18 protein-coding genes are annotated in these 19,602 nt (G+C 52.8%); 9 read left to right on the top strand and 9 right to left on the bottom strand.

Annotated elements, in window-relative coordinates:
• The 5 genes from ACN0YN_RS21585 to ACN0YN_RS21605 all read right to left on the bottom strand — a co-directional run bounded on the left by ACN0YN_RS21585 (position 1) and on the right by ACN0YN_RS21605 (position 7,842).
• The gene (locus ACN0YN_RS21585) at positions 1–2,613 is read right to left on the bottom strand and encodes a PVC-type heme-binding CxxCH protein (RefSeq protein ID WP_417387095.1); all 2,613 of its coding nucleotides are present in this window, start codon (positions 2,611–2,613) and stop codon (positions 1–3) included.
• 195 nt (positions 2,614–2,808) lie between these two features.
• Complete coding sequence (locus ACN0YN_RS21590) at positions 2,809–4,965, bottom strand: hypothetical protein (protein WP_417387096.1); 2,157 nt, start codon at positions 4,963–4,965, stop codon at positions 2,809–2,811.
• Positions 4,962–5,873, bottom strand: coding sequence for an ABC transporter ATP-binding protein (locus tag ACN0YN_RS21595; protein ID WP_417387097.1), 912 nt, complete (start codon positions 5,871–5,873; stop codon positions 4,962–4,964). The genes ACN0YN_RS21590 and ACN0YN_RS21595 overlap by 4 nt, the downstream gene beginning before the upstream one ends.
• Positions 5,870–6,265, bottom strand: coding sequence for a GntR family transcriptional regulator (locus tag ACN0YN_RS21600; RefSeq protein WP_417387098.1), 396 nt, complete (start codon positions 6,263–6,265; stop codon positions 5,870–5,872). Before ACN0YN_RS21600 ends, ACN0YN_RS21595 begins: the two co-directional genes overlap by 4 nt.
• A 188-nt stretch (positions 6,266–6,453) precedes the next feature.
• Entirely contained in the window at positions 6,454–7,842 is a 1,389-nt protein-coding gene (locus ACN0YN_RS21605) for a DUF1501 domain-containing protein (RefSeq protein WP_417387099.1), read from the bottom strand.
• Positions 7,843–8,123: 281 nt separating this feature from the next.
• Here ACN0YN_RS21605 and ACN0YN_RS21610 point away from each other — a divergent pair, with 281 nt between their 5' ends.
• Both ACN0YN_RS21610 and ACN0YN_RS21615 read left to right on the top strand, forming a co-directional pair.
• Positions 8,124–9,881: a hypothetical protein gene (locus ACN0YN_RS21610; RefSeq protein ID WP_417387100.1), complete on the top strand. Its 1,758-nt coding sequence runs from the start codon at positions 8,124–8,126 to the stop codon at positions 9,879–9,881.
• Between the two features lie 90 nt (positions 9,882–9,971).
• Complete coding sequence (locus ACN0YN_RS21615; RefSeq protein ID WP_417387101.1) at positions 9,972–10,562, top strand: hypothetical protein; 591 nt, start codon at positions 9,972–9,974, stop codon at positions 10,560–10,562.
• A gap of 71 nt (positions 10,563–10,633) precedes the next feature.
• Here the strand turns inward: ACN0YN_RS21615 and ACN0YN_RS21620 are convergent, their stop codons facing one another.
• Both ACN0YN_RS21620 and ACN0YN_RS21625 read right to left on the bottom strand, forming a co-directional pair.
• Positions 10,634–11,092: an NADAR family protein gene (locus ACN0YN_RS21620; protein ID WP_417387102.1), complete on the bottom strand. Its 459-nt coding sequence runs from the start codon at positions 11,090–11,092 to the stop codon at positions 10,634–10,636.
• Between the two features lie 21 nt (positions 11,093–11,113).
• Complete coding sequence (locus ACN0YN_RS21625; protein ID WP_417387103.1) at positions 11,114–12,319, bottom strand: hypothetical protein; 1,206 nt, start codon at positions 12,317–12,319, stop codon at positions 11,114–11,116.
• A 257-nt stretch (positions 12,320–12,576) separates the two neighbouring features.
• Between ACN0YN_RS21625 and ACN0YN_RS21630 the strand changes: the two genes are divergently transcribed.
• Complete coding sequence (locus tag ACN0YN_RS21630; RefSeq protein WP_417387104.1) at positions 12,577–14,121, top strand: sulfatase family protein; 1,545 nt, start codon at positions 12,577–12,579, stop codon at positions 14,119–14,121.
• 25 nt (positions 14,122–14,146) lie between these two features.
• On the opposite strand, the gene ACN0YN_RS21635 is transcribed toward ACN0YN_RS21630, so the two are convergent.
• Both ACN0YN_RS21635 and ACN0YN_RS21640 read right to left on the bottom strand, forming a co-directional pair.
• Positions 14,147–14,596, bottom strand: a complete 450-nt coding sequence (locus ACN0YN_RS21635; protein WP_417387105.1) for a hypothetical protein — start codon at positions 14,594–14,596, stop codon at positions 14,147–14,149.
• A 27-nt stretch (positions 14,597–14,623) separates the two neighbouring features.
• The gene (locus ACN0YN_RS21640; RefSeq protein ID WP_417387106.1) at positions 14,624–14,779 is read right to left on the bottom strand and encodes a hypothetical protein; all 156 of its coding nucleotides are present in this window, start codon (positions 14,777–14,779) and stop codon (positions 14,624–14,626) included.
• Between the two features lie 236 nt (positions 14,780–15,015).
• Here ACN0YN_RS21640 and ACN0YN_RS21645 point away from each other — a divergent pair, with 236 nt between their 5' ends.
• The 6 genes from ACN0YN_RS21645 (at position 15,016) to map (ending at position 19,599) form a co-directional block, all read left to right on the top strand.
• Positions 15,016–16,365 (top strand): DUF1501 domain-containing protein, encoded by a 1,350-nt coding sequence (locus ACN0YN_RS21645; RefSeq protein WP_417387107.1) that lies wholly within the window; start codon positions 15,016–15,018, stop codon positions 16,363–16,365.
• 76 nt (positions 16,366–16,441) lie between these two features.
• Entirely contained in the window at positions 16,442–17,146 is a 705-nt protein-coding gene (locus ACN0YN_RS21650; RefSeq protein WP_417387108.1) for a hypothetical protein, read from the top strand.
• A gap of 253 nt (positions 17,147–17,399) precedes the next feature.
• Positions 17,400–17,768 carry a potassium channel family protein gene (locus tag ACN0YN_RS21655; RefSeq protein ID WP_417387109.1) on the top strand — a complete coding sequence of 123 codons (369 nt, stop codon included), beginning with the start codon at positions 17,400–17,402 and terminating at the stop codon, positions 17,766–17,768.
• Positions 17,769–17,865: 97 nt separating this feature from the next.
• Positions 17,866–18,258, top strand: coding sequence for a hypothetical protein (locus ACN0YN_RS21660; protein ID WP_417387110.1), 393 nt, complete (start codon positions 17,866–17,868; stop codon positions 18,256–18,258).
• Between the two features lie 98 nt (positions 18,259–18,356).
• Positions 18,357–18,791: a VOC family protein gene (locus tag ACN0YN_RS21665; RefSeq protein ID WP_417387111.1), complete on the top strand. Its 435-nt coding sequence runs from the start codon at positions 18,357–18,359 to the stop codon at positions 18,789–18,791.
• Between the two features lie 61 nt (positions 18,792–18,852).
• Positions 18,853–19,599, top strand: a complete 747-nt coding sequence (gene map / locus ACN0YN_RS21670) for a type I methionyl aminopeptidase (protein WP_417387112.1) — start codon at positions 18,853–18,855, stop codon at positions 19,597–19,599.
• Positions 19,600–19,602: the final 3 nt, after the last annotated feature.

Below are 19,602 nucleotides of genomic sequence, written 5' to 3' on the forward strand. Positions count from 1 at the left end.
TTATTTGTGAGGCGAACCGCTTTCCAGAAACGCGAGCAGGTCTTTGATCTCCCGGTCCGTCAGGGAGTTGACCAGACCGGAGGGCATGAAAGAGACCGGGGATTCCACCATGGAGTCAACATCACTCCGGTCGAAAGTACGATTCTGCCCGTTGGCATCGCGAATTGTTTCTTTCACGTATGACCGTAGTCGAATTCCCGTAAAGGTACGACCGTCAATCAGAATGATGGTGCGAGGCTGGTACTCGGGTGCCATCTCCCGACTTGGTTCGAGGATCGACTTCAACAGCCAGACGCGATCCTGCTTGTCACCCAGGCTGCTCAAATCGGGACCGACAACGTTTCCACGCCCGCCGTGACGATGGCAGTGAGCACAATTGGCCACACGACCATGATGAAAGATTCGGCGGCCGCTTTCCGGGTCAGCAGGCTCTTTCACTGCTTTCAGTGCCTGTAACCAGGCTTCGGTGTCAGTCAGGGCAGGGCGACCGACGCTGAGTGACTTCGGATTCAAGGCAGCGGTAAACAGGTCTGCTGATTCCGGGTACTGAGCAGCCAGCTTCTTCAGGGTCTGCTGTTGTAACGCTGTGAGTGGAACCGATCGGATCGCCCTCAGGGCTTCTTCACGCACGATGCGTTCCTGTGATCCAGCCAGTTTCAGTAAGAGGTCTGAGTTTTGTTCTGCGACAGTCGCCAGTCCGGCGATTGCTTCCGCGCGCAGTCTGGCGGTTTGCTGAGAATCAGCGGCGATACCTGCCAGGATCTTTTGGGCTGCGATGGGATTACCGGCCAGCGTACGGACGGCTTCCAGAGACAGTGTTTCATCCTTCACGTCCAGCAGCTGCTGAAGGATTTCTAAAGTCAGACCTTTGGGGAAATTTTTGACTGGCTGGGTTCCCTCTTTGGGAGCAGACAGGGACTGTGTAGGCAGCAACCGCAGCGCATAAGCCCGAATGCGTGGCGGACTCTGCGTATCCTGAACTTTGGCGATCAGCAGTTCCGGGTTGCGAATGCCTGCTTCGGGTTTCCCCTGCAGCGTGTTCCAGGTGGCGAGGGCCGCTTCGAACCGCCGGTAGTCGAGATCACTTTGCGACAGCTTCTCTTCGACGAGAGGCAGAAATGCTTTCAATCCGGCGTCGGATATCCAGCGGAGCGTCTCAAACTGAACGTCCGGGTTTTTGTCAGCGAGAAACATTGGGACCCATTGCTCCGGATTCACTTTGGCAAGTTTCAATGCCATCACGGCCTGGATGCGGTCTGCAGCTGGCCAGCCGGCGACCTCTTTCGGATTCCAGTCGGCTGCTGCCCGCGCCAGCGCCTGCAGAGCAGACTGCGCGAGGAACGGGTCCTGATCCTGAGCAAGTCGGAACAGTTCCTGAAGCGGGAAGTTCGTATTGCCGTTCCGCAAACTGGCTGCCAGTTTTGCCTCTTTCGTCGGTGAAGCGAGATCCAGTGGGCCGACCCATTTTGCCTGATCCAGGTCGATTTCCAGTTTCCACACGCGTCCATATCCGTGTGCCTGATAGCGACCGTCGACCCAGTCGCACAGATAATAAATGCGTTTTTGTTTGGAGGAGGCAGGATCTTCGGCGATACAACTGGGACGGAAGTAGCGGCTCCCTTTTACTAAAGTGATGGGTTTGGATGTGTAGGAAGCTCCCTGAGGAGTGAGTGGGTAAAAGTCAATGCAATGATCGCTCCACGAAGGGACCAGCAATCCGCGTCCCAGCGGCAGAATCCCACAGGGGGCTTCTCCCGAGGGGTGAATCATCGGCAGTGTGCCCCGCAATTCGCCGTTCCAGCTGACGAAGGGATGATGGGCTTCCGATCCATAGCTGCGCTCATATCCGTAATCGCCCCCTTCGATGATATGCAGTACCCGGCAGGGAGGACGTTCGCCTGGATCGTTTTCTGCAGCGAAGATCTCGCCATCGGAGCGAACACAGACGCCAAACGGGTTCCAGAAACCTTCGGCAATGCGACTCAGCTTTTTGCCATCGGCGGTGCAACGGAAGATGCCCCCTTCGCCGGCTCCTGTTAAGCTGACTCCATCGGTGCCCGTCAGGGTCCAAGGCTTCGCGTAGTTTTCGCCGAGCGCAAAGACCAGGTTGCCTTTGGTGTCCCAGGCGAGTCCTTCCAGTCCGTTGTGGGGATAATCGGCTTCACTCTTCAGCACGGCGATATTCTCTTCGACATCAGCTTTGCCGTCGCCGTTGGTATCTTTGATGCGCAGAATCCGGTCTCGTTCGGCCAGATAGACCCAGCCATCCGGTCCCAGTTCCAGGTCCATCGTGGCATCGGTCGCATTGTAGAAGACCTGTCGTTTTTGGGCGCGACCCTCTTTGTTGAGATCAGAAAAGATCAGGATTTCATCATGCTCGGGGCCGACATAATCGTCGGGGCGAAAATGCGTATGTGTGGCGACGACCCAGATGCGGCCCTGTTCGTCAACATCCACGCCTGTCGGAGTGGCCAGCTCGGGATGTTCGGCGACCATTGTCAGTTTCACGCCGGGTTGCAGTGTTTTGACCTGCGGTTCCCGTTCGTCAGCGGAGAGTGAACCGATGGCGAAAATCAAACTGATCATCAGGGAGCAAATTGGAAAATATTTCATCGGTGTATCTCTTTTGTGGATTCGCGTCATTGCTCTCAGGCAATGTTGATTTCGGAATGAGTTTTCGTGGCAGGTTCGTGCCTGATGATTTATTAAATCAGTTTATTAAACCACTCGGAAAAGAACAATGAATCGGCGTGTGTTTATGTGATGCTGGGGCAGTGATTCTATTTCTGAGTCAATCAGACGACGCGGCTAACCCCACTCGCGTTTGAGTGCGGCACGGTACATCAGCACGTTCAGCCCCAGAGCTACTGTAACTGCTGTGAACGTCACAATGATCAGGAACAGTCCTGCGTGCACAGTGTCGACTTGATAACGGAGATACCAGGTCAGCACTGCCGAAACCGACAGGATGGCCAACAGGTACAGTCCAAACATGCTGCTTACAATCATCCAGGCACGCTGAAAAACAATGACGGCCGCGTTCGTACCGATGATCCACAGCGGCGCGGCCAGGCCAACGAGTAACAGCAGACTGCACCATTCTGAGACGCCCGCCGTCTGGTTGAATCCATACAGCGCCAGCATGACCAGCGATCCTGTCACAAGAACAATATGATCCAGGGCCAGCGCCAGATACAACTGTTTCACCAGAGTGTTACGGTTAACGGGATACAATGCTTCGGACTCCATGCTCCTGCGTCTTTTCCACCAGATCAGAGGAGGCTGTACGATTCCAATAATGAAGTAAAAATTAAACAGGCTGACGATCAGGGGGAGGGGTTGTGAAACTGTGGATTCGCCCGTCAGCAGATATTTAAGCCCCTGGAGCAGCAACCCAAAAATCGGGATGTATACCAGGACCAACAGCAGCAGGGCTCGGGGACGGTATGCATTCCCCAGTTGCCACAGGCGGGCCATCTGCCAGATCGATTTGTGAGAGAGATGTAACTGGTCTGGGTTGACGTCAAACAACTTGAGCAGAGGCTGGCCCGATTGTTGTCCCTGTTGCTGAGGTGAGTTGGCCTGACTCCAGGGAGAAAACGCGGGCAGACGGTCACTGGTTTCATTGACCTGCTCTGTAATCACGGGGAATCTGATCAGCAGCCAGATTATACAGAGAACTTCACCGGCGATAATCATGAGTGCCTGCCAGGGCAGGTGACCGCGCAGGTACCAGATGAGTTCTGCTGTATTCACTTTCAGGAGCGGATTTGAGAAGATTGTCAGGAATGGAACGACAAGGAATACGAGCGGTACCGCTGCCCATTGCCAGAACGGTTTCCGGGAAAGTTGGGCAATCAGGAACAGGCTACCCAGCGCAGGGAGCAACAGTGTCAGGCTGAACGCCGGCAGCACGCCGATCTCCTGGCGTAATAACGGGAGGGAGATCAGCAACGTTCCCGCGGTCAGAATGCCTACAGCCAGTCTTCTGTGGGGGGCTAGATAACCTGGTGTCAGGCGGGCCGCTGGTGTAATAAAGTGCGCCCACAACTGCAGCGCGAGCAGAGCAATCAGGATCGCTGTCAGAAAGATGGCCCCACGGAATGCGTTCATTCGGTACTTCGAATAAGTGATCGGCAATGCACGCACCGGTAGCAACTCCGCATCGTTGAACCCGCGGAAATGTCGCATGATAAACCAGTTGGCATAGACCTCTTTTAATGTGGGTTTATCGCGGAGCAGGGCCAGTTGTTCGGCAGACAGGTCGATCTGATCCAGCGTCTGGGGTCTCCCAGGGAGGGGAGCATTGATGATAGCGCTCTCCGCTGGCAACAGTGTGAGTTGCTGAAGCGCGGGCAGTTGGGTGACCTGCTTCAGAATTTCGGGTGATGCATTCAGCAGATGAACCGCCAGCAGTTTGACCTGTGTCATCTGCGGGATTTCATCTGCATGAGACTCCAGGGGAGGCGACAGGAGTTCCAACTGGCTGACTTTGCGACCCACACGTTCCAGAACTCCCGGAGAGAGTGAAGGACCTAAAAATTCCAGGCCATTCAGGCGGGGAAGCTGGCAGATCCGGTCTGCTTCGTCAGTCGTCAGCTCAAATCCGCTGAGGCTCAGGAAAACCAGATTCTCAAACGGACGCAAGTCGGGCAGGGGATCATCTGCGTTCAAGCGAGTGAGATAGAGAGAACGTATCTCGGCAGGATCAGTATGTTTCAAAAGATCCGCAAACGTTTGCGGCGAGTGCGCACGATCGGCAGGAGGAGTCACTGCGGTTGTGATAACCGTAGCAGACGGTCCTGGCTTTTGCGGTCGTGCACCCACACGCATCACATTGCCGCTCGTCGGTCCCCAGACCAGTGACAGCCAGCCCGCGAGAAAAAGAGCCGACAACAGCAACACGAGCGGGCGTTGCCAGTAGGTTCTCAGAATCTGCCGATATAAGCTAAAGCGAATTTTCATAAGACAGCCTCCGCTTCCGGTTGAGTGGGGGCTCCCGCAACTTCCAGAAAGATTTCTTCCAGGTTCAGATCTTCGACAGTTGCGGTGGCCTGAAATTCCCGGGAAAGAAATTCCAGATTCAAAGCTTCAAAATCGTTGACCGCCAACAGTCCGTGGTTGCCGTCAATCTGTTCGCGGAGCGTACCCGGAAGCCCCAGGCTTGGTGGCAAGTTCTCGGCTGCGGTAATGCGGATCCGTTTTACCTGGTTTTTCAGGGTGTCCAGTTCGCTGTTGAAGCGGATTTTGCCGTCCACCATGAAAGCAACATGCGATGCGATTCGCTCCAGATCGGAGGTGATGTGAGTGGAAAACAGAATCGTATGTGCTTCGTTTTCGGTGAAATCGATCAGGGACTGCAGAAACTGTCGGCGGGCAGCGGGATCGAGGCTGGCAACGGGTTCATCCAGAACCAGTAATTCCGGCCGATGTCCCAGTGCGACAATCACCGCCAGTTTCTGACGTTGCCCGGCGGAGAGTGTTCCCACACGTTGTTTTTGATCCAGCTTCCATTCGTTTAAGAGCAGGTTCACAAATTCCTGATCCCAGCGATCGTAGAACGCGCCCGTGTATTCTGTCAGCCCCAGTACTGTCATCCAGGGGAGTAAGGCGAAATCCTGTGATACATAGCCGATGCGTGCTTTGGCTGACGCATCCAGGTCCCACGAGTCCTGATCAAAAACCGAACTGCTGCCGGAAGTGGTTTTGAGTAAGCCTAGAATACATTTCAGCAGGGTCGTTTTCCCGGATCCATTCGAGCCGAGCAGTCCCACCACTTCTCCCGCCCGGACCTGGAAATCGAGACCAGACAGGACCCGCTTTTTCTGAAACTGCTTGCACAGATTCTCGGTTTGTATGATTACATTGCTCATGGTTGATATTCCTGTAACAGCTTGTTGGCGACTGCCAGAATCTGCTCATTGTTGAGCCCGAGTTGACGTCCATGCACAATAGCCTGCTCCATCAGTGGCTTGAGTTCCTGCATTCGCTCACGGGAGCTTCCCGCAGGAACCGACTTTCGGACCATCATTCCCTTGCCACGCACCCGCTCTACAACTTCGTCCCCTTCCAGTTTGGAATAGGCTTTCGAGATCGTCATCGCATTGACGCCGAGTTCGGTCGCCATTTGACGCACGCTGGGGAGCATGTCTCCTGCATTCAGATGCCCGCCGGCAATCATTGCATTGATCTGTCCGATGATCTGCAGATAGATCGGCACGCCGGCAGAGGGATGCACTTCGAATTGTGTCGCTTTGATTGCCATTGATTATTACCTCATGTGTATTACTACACTAATACACTAGGGCGATGGTGTCAATCAAAAATGAAGAGAATTTGAAATGGCAGGCAAGGCTGACGTTCAGATCAGGCAGACTGATGCGGGAACGATCATGCGTAAGTCAAAATGCCACGCTCAGTTGAAGAGGGGGTGTGCAGGAAGAACTAAGAAAATCAACCGAACAGTTCCATGATGGGTTTTCCCGTGGTCAGGGTGCGCAACAGGCCGGTCGGGTCCTGGGGATTGTTGATGGGAATATCCAGCGCGTGGTAGATCGTCGCGGCCAGTTCTTCGGGGCGGACCGGATTATGCGTGGGGTATTGGCCGTACTTGTTCGACTTGCCGTAGACCTGTCCTCCGGCGATACCGGCGCCCGCTAGAATAGAAGAGAAACAGCGGGGCCAGTGCTGACGTCCCGGCGGATCCTGTTTGAGTACATTTGGTGTGCGACCGAATTCGCCGGTGACGACGACGAGTGTATTATCGAGCATGCCGCGCTCTTTGAGATCGGAAAGCAGAGCGGCCAGCGCCTGATCCAGACGAGGCAGACAGAAGCCCATGCCATAAGATCCATTGCCGAACGCGTTGCCCATCCCCATATTGCCGCCGTGCATGTCCCAACTGCTGCTGGGCGGACCCTGCTTGTCATGATCGGCCTGACCGGTCCAGCCGTTGACGGTGACAAAGCGGACTCCTGATTCCACCATGCGGCGGGCGAGCAGCAGGTTCTGTCCAAGCGGATGCATGCCGTACCGTTCGCGGACTATGACAGGCTCTTCGTCCATGTTGAATGCTCTGCGACCTTCGGCACGCGTTAATGCTTCGTAGGTCTTCTCGCGCAGATCGGACCAGTCTTTGACGGTCTGGTCCCGATCGAGTCGGCTGGATTCCAGTTTGCTCAATACTGCTTTTCGTTTTTCGAAACGCTGTTCGTCGTAGGGAGCATAAATTTCAGGGGGCTTGAAATCTTTCATTGCCGGATGATTGTCCGCCGAGCCGACAAACACAGGGGCATAAGCGGAACCCAGATAACCGCCGATGCCGATATTGGGAGCACAGAAGACAGGCGGACCCACGCATTTGATGAGCCAGGCATTGGAGACGAAATTGCGTTTGCTGGGTTTGAATTTGGAAACGTAGGAACCCAGGTAGGGTTGTTCGTTCGACATCCCCTGCTGCACGCGTTTTTCGGACTGGCCACTCAGCAGATTATGCATCGCATCAAAGTGATTGCTGATGGCCCCTGGATGCGACATCGAATTAATCAGCGTGAACTGGTCGGTCAGTTTGGCCAGTTCCGTGTGCATTTCATTGATGCGCATGCCCGGCACTTTCGTATCGATGGGCATGTAAGGCCCGCGGTATTCCAGCGGCGCCTCCGGTTTCATATCCCAGGTATCCAGATGGCTGGGTCCGCCACACAGCAGAACGAAGATGCAGGACTTTTCCGCCGCGACCGCTTTGCCGGAGGAGTCGACCTTGTCGCTTCCAAGCACCATGCCCGGCATGCCGAGACTCAGTGTTCCCAGGCCACTCGCAATGAGGGCCTGCCGACGGTTCATCTGGAATTCGTCCATCCTCAACCTCGCTTTGATTCGCATAAACTGGAGTTGATGTGTGGATTATAACATTTTCACCAGAGATACAAGAGAAAATTCAGAGGGAATTCAGCCTGTCAATCACTTTGTTCCTGCGAAGCCGAAAACGGACTGCAAGCCAGAATTTTGTATAACCGTTTAAACAATTCTGGTATACTGCAGTTTCAATAGAAGTGAACCTGTCTTTTTATCCCCTGTTCTTGGGGCTTTTATTTTTTTTCATTTCTTGTTGAGAGGAGGCTGTCATGTCTGCGTCTGCTTCTCACCGCTCGGTCTTGAGTTACCTCTACAACCACAATCCGTTCTATGTCATTAGTGCGGTATTGATGTTGTTCGCCGTGCGGTCTGCTTATGGAACCATTGAGATTGGTTCCATCAACTGCTGGGTGATGATGGGAGTGCTCGCCGGGTACACGCTGCTGCTGGCGGGAATTGGTGTGCTGATCGTGCGCTGGGGCAAGGTCTGGGAGGATGCCCGCTCGATTCTGCTGCTGTTGCTGCTGTTGTTCCTGGGGGTCTCGGTCAGTATGGACGATCTGTTCTCCCGGATTACTCCCGATCAGGGAATGCTGTTAATGATTGGCGGCTTTCTGTTTTCGGCGGTTGTCTCCGAAGCCGTATTGTGGGGAACCGGCATTCGCCTGGGGGCCCGCTATCGGATTCCCTACCATCTGTTTCTGGCACTGTTTTATTTTGCACCCTGGTGGTGTTCTCCGGAAATGCATCCGCGTTCTGCGGAGGAACTCGAATGGACGCTGTTTCTGTTTCCAGTTGTCGGCTCGATTCTGTTTTTGTTCCTGCTGCCTGCCGTCCGCGGAGGCGTGTCGTATGTTAAAGGAAACGGGACTCCCTGGGGCTGGCCGTTGTTTCCCTGGATTCCGTTCGGCATGTTTGCCGCCTGTATCAGTCTGCGTTCCTTTGCGTTGTGTCTTACCTTCGGGCCGGCCGGTCCGATGTGGATTACCTCGGGAAGCGGCCCGCGACTGATTTCCTTTGATACGTTGTGGGGTTTCTATTTTCTGATTCCGCTCGGCTTTGTCCTGCTCCTGCTGTTGCTGGAAGGGGGACTGGTCACGAAGAATAAAGTCTTTCAGGCGGGCGTGATCCGCTTTTCGCCGTTACTGCTTCTGCTGGCGATGCCGGCGTCAACGGGGCGGGTTCACACCGGTTTTCTTTTCAAGGTGACGGACGTGCTGGGCGGACCGGTCTGGCTGACCGTCTGGTTGTTAATCGGCTTTTATCTGCTGGCAGCGGTGCGACGTGTACCGGGCGCATTCACCGCCGGGCTGGGAGCCGTGGCGCTCCTTTCGATCGTCGGGCCGCAGACGCTGGGTTCGCGAACGCTGATCGAGCCGACTGCCTGGCCGTTGCTTCTGGATGGGATTCTGCTGCTGATGCTGGGGATCAAAAGACGTTCTTCTGGCTTCTGTACCGTTGGCATTCTGGCGGCGATCGCGGGAATCTGGCTGGTGATTCCGGACACGATTCTGTTTGAGTACCGGTTCACGACCTGTTTTCATCTGTTGTGGTTTTCGTTGCTCATACTGGGACTGACGTTTCACGATGATTTCAGTCGTGTCCTGCAGTGTGTCAGTGCGCTGCTGGTTCCCCTGGTCGCGGTTGTTGTGATTCTGAATGAGCGTGCCATGGAAATCCCGTTGACCTGGCGACTCTCTTATGTCGCGATGTGGGCGGTGGGCTGCCTGCTGATTGCGCGACTCTGTGCCAATCGCTGGTTTACGTATTCGTTCGCCGCGACGCTGAGTGTTCTGCTTTATACCAGCGCCACCTATGCGTTTCGCCTGGCGGTTCAATATCTCAGCCGTGAAGCGGTGGTTGCGTTTGTCTGGTCGGTGGGGGCCTTGTTAATCGCCTTCCTGATCAGCGCCCACAAAGCCCGCTGGCTGCCCGAATATGCCTGGATGACCTTCTGGAAAGAGAAACCGCCGGAAGAGGAGTTGCTGCCGCCGCCAGCGGAGGATTCTCCTGGTGATGAGGTTTAATTATTTAACTTGAACTTGAAAAAGGGGCAGGTCTGGATGATTTCAGACCTGCCCTCATTGAATCTATTTGTTGTATAGTTCAGAACCTGAATGGCAGAAGACACCGAGGATCTGATCGACATGTCCAGACAACAGTGTGAGCAATGCGATGCCCCCTACGGCGATCTACAACGCGCTGGCGAGGATCGTCTGTTTGCCTGCAAAGATTGTGGGTGCGAGTCATGTGATCGGTGTGTCGAACAAGAACCTGCGGGGATACAGACCTGGTTCCTTCGCTGTCCCCATTGTCGTGGATCTTCTCTCGATCAACGGAATCTGTCAGATCGCTTCAGTATCTATTCGAGTCTGTCAGAACTCGAAGAATCACAGTATGTGATTGCGATGTTGTTTGTTCCCAGGTCAGTGTACTCGAAACGAAACGAGTTGATTATCAGAGAAGCAATTCCCAGACTCCAGGAGTTCAGTCCATCATTCTTCCTGCTCAATGAAAACGATGCTTCCATACGTAGCACAATCTCTGGCTGGTTTCCCTCAATCTACAATCCGAAAGAAACAACAGGCAATGGCGCTGTAATTTGGCTCAAAAGCGGTCAACCGGTAACAACGTTGCGTGGCGGACCACACTTGACGAAGCTTGAGATTATCGAGCATTCGCGAACAGCCTGGTCTTGCAAAACATAACGAGGGTTTGTTTCGGCGAGACTGCCTTCGTCTCTATGAGCTCCTTGGGATCTGTATTAATAAGCTGGTTTCTATTCTTTCGTTTCTGCCGTTCGACGGTTTCGCAAACGTTCCCGTGCTTCCATGAGAATGATCCCCAGCATGTTTTTTCCGGTGCCTTCTGAGCCGCAGCCCCAGTAGTAGTCGCGCGTTGTCTGTTCCACGATCTCATTGTCTCCTGTGTTCAACAACATTTCTTCAAGTTCCGCATGTTGTTCAAACTTTGCATATACTGCTTCTCGCATAATCTGGTCTTTTACTTCTTCCCAGTCTTTTCGCAGTGGTCGCTTTCGCGAACGTCCTTTTCGCGCGACGACCATCGGGCTGGGAGTCTCACGTAATTCTTCTTCGTGCTCCGTTCCTGCGAATTTCTGTGCCTGGAAATAGTGCTCCACAGTTCGCCAGGTCTTCCCCTTCAGTTCGAAAGGATACGCTTTGAAGTTCGAAAACTCACCGTAGGCTTCTTTCGTCGAATAAAAATAGATAGTCATGAAAGTTCCTTTTCAGATTTACTAATTATCTTCATGCAAATGCAGGCTGGCGTCATGATCGCCGCTGATCCGAATTAAACGGTCCGGGTTCTGGTACTGGGCGACCAGATACCGGGTCAGGTCGATCTGCATTTCGCGCATCGCTGCCAGATAGCGGCCCTGTTCTTCATTCTTTGCCTGCTGATGTGCCAGCTCGATCTGATTGACGCGGCGTCGGGTCTCTTCGTCGGCGAGCTGTAACTCTTCCTGCTGGTGGATCTGCTCATCGTGCTGCAGTCGCTGCAGATGAATGTCGTGTTCGGTTTGTTTCGATTCCATCTCCTGCCGTTTTTCGGCCCGGATCGCTTCCCGCGCCAGTTGGACATCCGCCAGCTCCTGAGCCTGAATTTCGGTCTCGGCGTCCAGTTTGAGCCGTGTCCGGGCTTCGATCGCACTGTCGTGCATTGCCTGCAATGTCTCGCCCGCCGTGTAACCGCGATACACAACCTTATTGATCTGGTAGCCAATCCGGGCGGCCCGTGCTGTCAGGTTCTGGTAAGACTCCAGTTCGTTCAACTGCTCGGTATCCTGCTTGAACGCTTCGAAGGAACGCGTCCCGGCGAAATCGACCACGTCGGCTGTGACGGCATTAATGAAGTCGGCAATTGGATCGTGGGTCTGGTCCAGCATTTTTTCAATGTCCGCCAGTTCAAAAAAGATCATCAGCTTGACGGTCAGCAACGCATCATCGGCAGTCCGCACGTCGTCGACCAGGTAATAGGTCTGATCGGGAATCACCCGCAGCTTGTTAAAATTCAATCCCCGGGGCACCTTATGCGCAGGCGTCTGGGGATCAGCCCCGTGCCAGCGAAAGTCATGCAGCCATTCATTTTCGTCGGGAACAAACAGCATGGGACCCCGTTCCACACGCCTCTGAACTTCATCCCCGATCCTCCGATAGACCACGATCGCTTCATGGGAATCCAGTTCCAGTGCGTTTTTGACATCAATCGATATATGTCTGACCGGATCATACCAGACCGAGGTCGGCCCGCGCTGGTGTTCGCAGTGTCCATCAACAAATTCAATGGAAAGATACTCATCCGCGCCCGCACAATACTGTCGCAGCGGTTCAATTGTCTTACGAAACAGAATCAGACGCCGCGGCCCATCGATATATTCCACCCGCCCTCTGTAGTCCCAGACTGCAGCCCGTTCCCCCTGCCGAACCGTTTTAATACTGATCATGGCACTTCTCCCCTGTTGAACACTGTTCTGATCGTTAGTGTTGAATATACACCTATAGTAGTGTTGTAATGACACTAAGGCAACTGGTTTTCTAAAAATATGAGATAAATTCTCAGTTCTTTTGATTTGAAGTGATCAGGAAATGAAGGTGCAGGAGACTTTAAAGATTCCAATCCGCCTTCGCATCTTGTAGTTTATAAATAGAGTTTATAAACGTGTTTCATACCTGTTACGGGTGTGCTGCTGAGGAATACACCATGCGAAGGCTTTTCATCACTCTGGTTTGCAGTTTCATGCTGCTGTTACTCTCTGCATCGCCTGCAGTATCCGCGGCCGATCAGTCGGCGCGACCCAATGTGATTGTCATTCTTGCTGATGACATGGGGTACGGCGACGTCACTGCACTTAACAGACAGAGCCGCATACCGACTCCGAACTTGGACAAGCTCGCGCGGCAGGGGCTGGTGTTTACAGACGCGCATGCCGCGGGATCGTATTGTGTGCCTTCCCGCTATGGCCTGCTTACCGGTCGCTACATGTGGCGGACGCGACTGGGATCGGGGGGCAATCTCGCTAACTTTGCCGGCACGTTGATTGAACCGGGACGCAGGACGATTGCGAATCTGATGCAGGACGCCGGTTATCAGACCGGGCTGGTGGGGAAATGGCATCAGGGGATTGACTGGAAACTGCACGACGAAAGTGAGCGGGAACAGATTCGCGTCGATCCCAATTACCAGAACTTCAAAAACATCGACTTCGCATCGCCGGTCCTGAAGGGGATCAACGATTATGGTTTCGCTTACTCTTTCGCCACCGCCGGTTCCGCGGAAATGAATCCGTCGACGTTCATCGTGAATAATCGGGCGGCTGTGATCCCCACGCTGACGACCGCCGAGGCAAAGGAGAAGTACAGCGAATGGTATGGCCGGGACGATAACATCATTGCTGAGGGATATACGATGGATCGCCTGGTGCCAACCCTTTCGAACAAGGCGTGTGAGTTCGTCGAGACTGCGGTCCGCGTAAAACCCGATCAGCCCTTCTTCCTGTATTATGCGATGACGACGCCTCACAATCCGATTGTTCCCAACGAGGAATTTGTCGGCAAGAGTCAGGCGGGGACGTATGGCGATTTCGTCGTCGAACTCGATTTTCATGTGGGACGGCTGCTGCAGAATCTCAAAGACCTGGGCATTGCAGACAACACTTTGGTTTTCTTCACCAGCGATAACGGACCCGTTGATCGGACACGCGGGTATCCGCAGCGCTGGGTGCGGGGGGATACACAGATTTATGGACACGACAGTACCGGCGACTGCAGCGGCTGGAAGGGGGGCCTCGAAGAAGGGGGGCACCGGGTACCGTTTATCGTCCGCTGGCCTGCGAAAATCAAACCAGGGGAAGCGTGTGCGACAACGATTGTGTTCAACGATGTTCTGCCTACACTGGCAGAGATGTTGAACGTCAAGATAGACAATAAGACTGCAGAAGACGGTGTCAGTTTCTACCCGGCATTAACGGGTGCATCGCGGCCCGTTTCCTTTCACAAAGCGATCATCCACAATCACCACAACGGCCACTTCGCTGTTCGCCAGGGACCGTTCAAACTGATCATGAAAGGACCGAAAACGGTGGAAGAAGTTCTGGATCCGCGTGTTCCGGTGAAATATCAACTGTATGATCTGGACAAGGATATTGCAGAGTCGACTGACGTTGCTGATAAACATCCCGAGAAAGTCAAACAGATGCATGCGATTTTGAAACAGTATGTGAAGGCAGGTCGGAGTCAAAGTGAATGATGAACTGTCAGAGGACAGTGTGCTATCAATCGGGTCTGCGCAGTTTTCCGATCTGGATATCGGCCTGCACGTAGTTCTCGGCGGCGACCGGTGAACCTCCCATCCGGCGGAAAATTCCGATTTGTCCCAGGTGCAGCATCGCGTCGGCCAGCGGTCCCTGGAGCAGTTGTTCTTCACTGACTTCCTTTAAGGGGACATCCTCTGCCAGCAGCTGATCCAGTCTGGTGAGAACCTGGAAAAAGCGTTCTACTTCGATGTTCCAGTCGGCTGGTTCCGGGCGTGTCGATGTGAGCGGTGTAAAAAAGGAAACGGCATAGGTCAGCACACCATTGATGTGATTCAGGATTTCCACGGGCGTGCGCACCGATTTCGCAGGACGAAATGTAGCGATTTCAACTGACAGGTTCTGCAGGACGTTGGTTCCACGATACGCGAGCGTGGCCAGAAAATGCCGCAGGGCATCTCGATTGATCATCGTATCCCATCCTGCTGGTAGTGTGTGTTACTGGCGAATCCTGTGGGCAATCCAGCAGAAGCTGGTGATCATGCCCCAGAACATCATGGCAATCAACACTAATAACCAGGGTTCATTATTCCAGGCCCATTGTAAAAAGTTTTGATTGTTTGGCATGACAGTATTTGAACTTTCTTTCAGCATGACCGTTCCTGTAATACCAATCCAGATTATATCTCAAGTGAATTTCGGCAGCCAGAACTTTTCGCATCATCATTATGAGTGGCTGACTGTCACCAACTGCAGGCCGCAGTTGTCACCCCGTTCTTGACCTGTGTTGTTTATTTTATGATAATATCAACGTCTTTCGATGTGTTGATTCGATTGTCTGAACTCGTCTGACATTTCCTCACCTGCTGACCTTATCCGCTGGAAACCTTATGGATCGAAACATATCAGATTGCTCAGGCGTGCCCCGCCGCAATTTCGTGCAGGCAGGTCTGCTGGGGGCAGGAGGCCTGGGGCTGGCTGATCTGATGAAGCTGAAGGCCGAAGCATCGATTTCCGCGAAGCAGCAGGATACGAACGTCATTCTGTTCTGGTTGAGTGGTGGCCCCGGGCATATGGAGACCTGGGATCCCAAGCCGGATGCCCCCGCGGACTATCGCGGGCCGTTTCAGTCGATTGCCACGAGTCTGTCCGACGTCCGGTTCGGTGAACTGATGCCCGAACAGGCGAAGCTGGCAGAACATCTGGCGGTGCTGCGAACCGTGAATCATGGTTCGGGAGATCATACCAAAGGGAATCACTGGATGCTGACCGGCTTTGAGGGGCCCGCCTTCAATGCGCCCGATAATCGTGTACAGCGCCGTCCGTCGATGGGCTCGGCGGCTTCCTTTTTACGCGGTGCGAACCAGGCGGGGATGCCCCCCTATGTGGGAGTGCCTCACTTGAAGGGGGGGACCGATAATCTGTTTCACTATTCCTCCTACATCGGGGGCGGCAGCAATCCGTTCATCGTGAATTCCGATCCCAATACCAGCAGCTTCAGCGTGCAGAATCTGACGTTAACAAAAGGCCTGACGTTTGATCGACTGCAGAATCGTCGACAACTGCTGGGTTCACTCGACAGGCTGCCTCATGCGCATGAGAAAATGATTCTGGATGTGGACGAACATCAGCAGAAGGCGTTTGAACTGCTGAACTCAAAAGGGGTTCGCTCTGCATTTGATATTTCGTCAGAACCTGATGCCCTGCGCGACAGTTACGGCAGACACACGTTCGGTCAGAGTGCCTTGCTGGCGCGGCGGTTGATTGAGCATGGGGTGACCTTCGTGACGGTCAACTGTGTTCCCTGGGATCATCACGGTTCTGCGGGACGTTATAAAACCGAAGAAGGGGCCCGCAAACTGATTCCGCCTCTCGATGCGGCGATTGCCGGGCTGATCCGCGACCTGATGGATCGTGGTTTATATGAAAAAACGCTGGTTGTGGCGATGGGCGAATTCGGTCGGACGCCCCGCATGAATATCCACGCAGGCCGCGATCACTGGGGGAGAACCTTCAGTGTGCTGATGGGGTGTGGCGGGATGAAGATGGGACAGGTCATCGGCCGTTCCAGCCGGTATGGGGAAACCGTGGTAGAACGTCCCATCAGTCCGCAGGACGTCGCTGCTACCATCTATCGACATCTGGGCATTGATCCGCAGAAGGTGATGCTCCAGGATCGACTGGATCGTCCACTCCCCTTGCTCGATGATGGCGAAGCGGTCTCTGAACTGTTTGCCTGACCTTGTTGGTGAGTAATCAGAATCGAGTATCAGGTAATACAGATACTATTATCCGACAGTTCATGAGGTGAGCCTGATGCTGAAAAAAATTGGTTTCTGGATTGAAAATCTGGATGATCAATATCAACCTCCGCAGCTCTTTGTCGGGGGGATGGATCCTGCCGACAAGGAAATGGTCGCCGCCTATCTCGATCGAGGGGTCACTTACCTCGTGTATCGTGGCTATAGCTGGTGCCGATTCCAGTGTGGTGCCGGAGGGGCTGTGATGGGAAACTGTGATTTAACTGATGGTGAATGGTATTGGCCATCCAGTCTGTCGCATTATCTTCGCAGTCACGATATCAGGTTACCCGAAGAATTTATTACACATGTCAGACAGAATCGGTCGAGAGATTTCCGTCGAACAACTCTCGATGAACTGTTAAATGAATGTTCTCATCGAAATGAGAAGCGAGAAGAGGATGACATATGGATTCGCTGGTGTAACGAGCAGGTTCCTGATGCCATCCGGGAGAGGCGGAATGAGGCGATTATCGAAGCGAAGCGCGAGCATCTGGTGTTGATGGAAGAGGAGTTTCGGAAGACAGAAGAGGATGTAGGCCTTTCCTCTCAAGTCTGTCTGTTCCAGGGATGTCAGCATCATGCACTGAAAGACAAATTCTTTTGTGTCAGGTGTATTCATAAAGCGGGTGGGCAAGAGTACTCGGGTCAGCTTGCAAAAAAACTATATGAATTCCTGGATGAACTCAACGATAAGCTCCTGCGAAGTGAGAAAGACTAGATTGTGCCCAGTTTTACTGCAGCATCTCCCAGGCCATTGGGGACGAGTATATTAGTTTGAACGATGCTCTGGTTAATTGTGGTATGCTCTCGTTGTTTGTTTTCGGTCTTTTTATCACTATAATTTTCTGAGCTTTGAGTGAGTAGATTACTTTTCTACGTGCCTTAATCCAGATCAAATTCGCTCTAATCAGAGACAGTGATTTCCTTTCTCTGATTCTCTTTCTCATATTTTACAAAGTGAAAAGTGACCCATGTTACGACATCTGCTCGAAAAACGTCTGCCTCTGTTTCTCGAATTTCTCTCTGCTTTCAGGCGTTATGCCTCTTACATTCAGGAAATCTTTTTTGCGTTGCTGCTGATTCTCTTACTGGGAGCAATCCTGATCTGGCGATATGAGAATATCGAATTCGGAGATGCGATCTACTTTACCTGCATCACCGGATTGACGATCGGCTATGGTGATATAACTCCTGAAACGGTGATCGGGAGAATTGTGAGTATTGGCATTGGTCTGGTCGGTATGCTGGTCGCAGGCCTGACGGTGGCCATCGCCACGCGTGCGCTCAATGATACCGCGGTGCGGCATTTCGAAATCGAAAGTGAAGAGTCGTCTTCTTAAGATTGAACCTGTCTGGTGCAAATAATAGCGTCGATTGTATCCATTTGAAGTGGATGATTTGATTGGTAGTCAGCTACATTTATAAATGAGATGCCAAATGACATTTGCAAATGGTTGGATATCCACTGAGCTGGAGAAAGAATTACTGCTTGCGACTGGGGGTGAGATTTCGGTTCTGGGATTTTTTCAATCGCATGCAACTTTGCTGCTTAAGATTTGTGCAGAGAATGAAACAGACCGATTTGTGATCTGTGTGATGTGCCGGTCAATACAGATTCTCCCAAGAGTTTCATTTGAGAAATTATACTGTAAAAAAACAGGGAGCCAGGATTTCCTTCTTTACAGTAGAGAACTGGAAGTGCAGTGTGGTGCTCTGCGAGTCGAAGCGACGGAATTCATGCAAAAATGGATGAAGGCTTATGGTTTTGATAATGATCGAAATGAGGAAGCGGAAGCACTGCGATTAATGAAGCTGATTTACCAAGCTTGATGAATCACATTTGTGCGTTACCAGTTGCCTGCTCTGTGGCGGACTGTTAGATTGCAGTGGCCGGTTTTCTATTCCTTCAAAATACAGTTGAGCCAATTATGCCAGTCGATCCGTTTCATCTTGCGTTTCAGGTGCGTGACATTGCTGAAGCCAGAGCCTTTTATGGGGGGCTGCTCGGTTGTCCTGAAGGCCGCAGTGCCGAGACCTGGGTGGACTTCAATTTCTTTGGGCATCAGGTCGTGTGTCATCTGAATCCGGCGCTGGGACCCGAGGGGAAAATCTCCTCGCACGCGAATCCTGTTGACGGTCACGGCGTGCCCGTCCCTCACTTTGGTGTGGTGTTGACGATGGATCGCTGGAATTCCCTGGCGGATCGGTTGCGCGAACAGAAGGTAGAATTTGTCATCGAACCCTACATCCGCTTTATCGGTCAGCCGGGCGAGCAGGCGACGATGTTTTTTCTGGACCCCAGCGGCAATGCACTGGAGTTCAAAGCGTTCAAAGATATCGAAACGCAGCTGTTTGCGACCTGAAGTCTTTCTGATAACCTACTTCATCAAACGACCGGTAAATTATGAATGAGGAGTTGAGCCTGTGACAATCGAAACCGCTGAAGACCTGAGCGAACTTAAAAAAATAGGAAGAATAGTCGCGGTCACACTGCAGGGAATGATAGAGAAGACAGAGCCGGGAATGACCACCGGTGAGCTTGATCTGGTAGGGAAATCGTTGCTGGAATCTTACGGTGCCCGATCAGCGCCGAAAATTACTTACAATTTTCCAGGCTATACCTGTATCAGCATCAATGAAGAAGCCGCTCACGGAATTCCGGGTGACCGGGTGATTCAACCAGGCGATGTCGTCAACATTGATGTCTCTGCTGAAAAGAATGGTTATTTTGCTGATACTGGTGGAACTTTCGTTGTTCCTCCGGGGAATTTCATCAAAGACAAACTGATCGCTTCGACACAGCTGGCATTAACCGAAGCCTGTCACGTGGCGAGGGCAGATCGTCCGCTGAATGAGATTGGGAAATCCATTCAGAAGGTTGCGCGGCAGACCGGTTTCCGGATCATTCAAAATCTCTGCAGCCACGGAGTCGGGCGCAGTCTGCACGAGGAGCCAGGTGAGATCCCCGGTTATTACGTGCCGGGAGATCGGCGAATTCTACATGAAGGGCTTGTAATTACCATTGAGCCTTTTTTGTCAACGAAAAGCAGAATCGTTTCGGAAGGCAGTGATGGCTGGACTCTTACCGGGGAACCGGGAAATTTATCAGCGCAGTTTGAGCATACCATGGTTATTACAAAGGGGAAGCCAATCCTGTTGACGGTTGTCTGAAAC

It is taken from the genome of Gimesia sp. (genome assembly GCF_048260065.1).
In the GTDB taxonomy this organism is placed as follows: domain Bacteria; phylum Planctomycetota; class Planctomycetia; order Planctomycetales; family Planctomycetaceae; genus Gimesia.

Coding starts and splice junctions, on each gene's coding strand:
- ACN0YN_RS21635 (WP_417387105.1), bottom strand. CDS start 14,596: ATGATCAATCGAGATGCCCTGCGGCATTTTCTGGCCACGCTCGCGTAT.
- ACN0YN_RS21665 (WP_417387111.1), top strand. CDS start 18,357: ATGCCAGTCGATCCGTTTCATCTTGCGTTTCAGGTGCGTGACATTGCT.
- ACN0YN_RS21605 (WP_417387099.1), bottom strand. CDS start 7,842: ATGAACCGTCGGCAGGCCCTCATTGCGAGTGGCCTGGGAACACTGAGT.
- ACN0YN_RS21615 (WP_417387101.1), top strand. CDS start 9,972: ATGGCAGAAGACACCGAGGATCTGATCGACATGTCCAGACAACAGTGT.
- ACN0YN_RS21630 (WP_417387104.1), top strand. CDS start 12,577: ATGCGAAGGCTTTTCATCACTCTGGTTTGCAGTTTCATGCTGCTGTTA.
- ACN0YN_RS21660 (WP_417387110.1), top strand. CDS start 17,866: ATGACATTTGCAAATGGTTGGATATCCACTGAGCTGGAGAAAGAATTA.
- ACN0YN_RS21585 (WP_417387095.1), bottom strand. CDS start 2,613: ATGAAATATTTTCCAATTTGCTCCCTGATGATCAGTTTGATTTTCGCC.
- ACN0YN_RS21610 (WP_417387100.1), top strand. CDS start 8,124: ATGTCTGCGTCTGCTTCTCACCGCTCGGTCTTGAGTTACCTCTACAAC.
- ACN0YN_RS21650 (WP_417387108.1), top strand. CDS start 16,442: ATGCTGAAAAAAATTGGTTTCTGGATTGAAAATCTGGATGATCAATAT.
- ACN0YN_RS21655 (WP_417387109.1), top strand. CDS start 17,400: ATGTTACGACATCTGCTCGAAAAACGTCTGCCTCTGTTTCTCGAATTT.
- ACN0YN_RS21590 (WP_417387096.1), bottom strand. CDS start 4,965: ATGAAAATTCGCTTTAGCTTATATCGGCAGATTCTGAGAACCTACTGG.
- ACN0YN_RS21645 (WP_417387107.1), top strand. CDS start 15,016: ATGGATCGAAACATATCAGATTGCTCAGGCGTGCCCCGCCGCAATTTC.
- ACN0YN_RS21640 (WP_417387106.1), bottom strand. CDS start 14,779: ATGCTGAAAGAAAGTTCAAATACTGTCATGCCAAACAATCAAAACTTT.
- ACN0YN_RS21625 (WP_417387103.1), bottom strand. CDS start 12,319: ATGATCAGTATTAAAACGGTTCGGCAGGGGGAACGGGCTGCAGTCTGG.
- ACN0YN_RS21620 (WP_417387102.1), bottom strand. CDS start 11,092: ATGACTATCTATTTTTATTCGACGAAAGAAGCCTACGGTGAGTTTTCG.
- ACN0YN_RS21595 (WP_417387097.1), bottom strand. CDS start 5,873: ATGAGCAATGTAATCATACAAACCGAGAATCTGTGCAAGCAGTTTCAG.
- ACN0YN_RS21600 (WP_417387098.1), bottom strand. CDS start 6,265: ATGGCAATCAAAGCGACACAATTCGAAGTGCATCCCTCTGCCGGCGTG.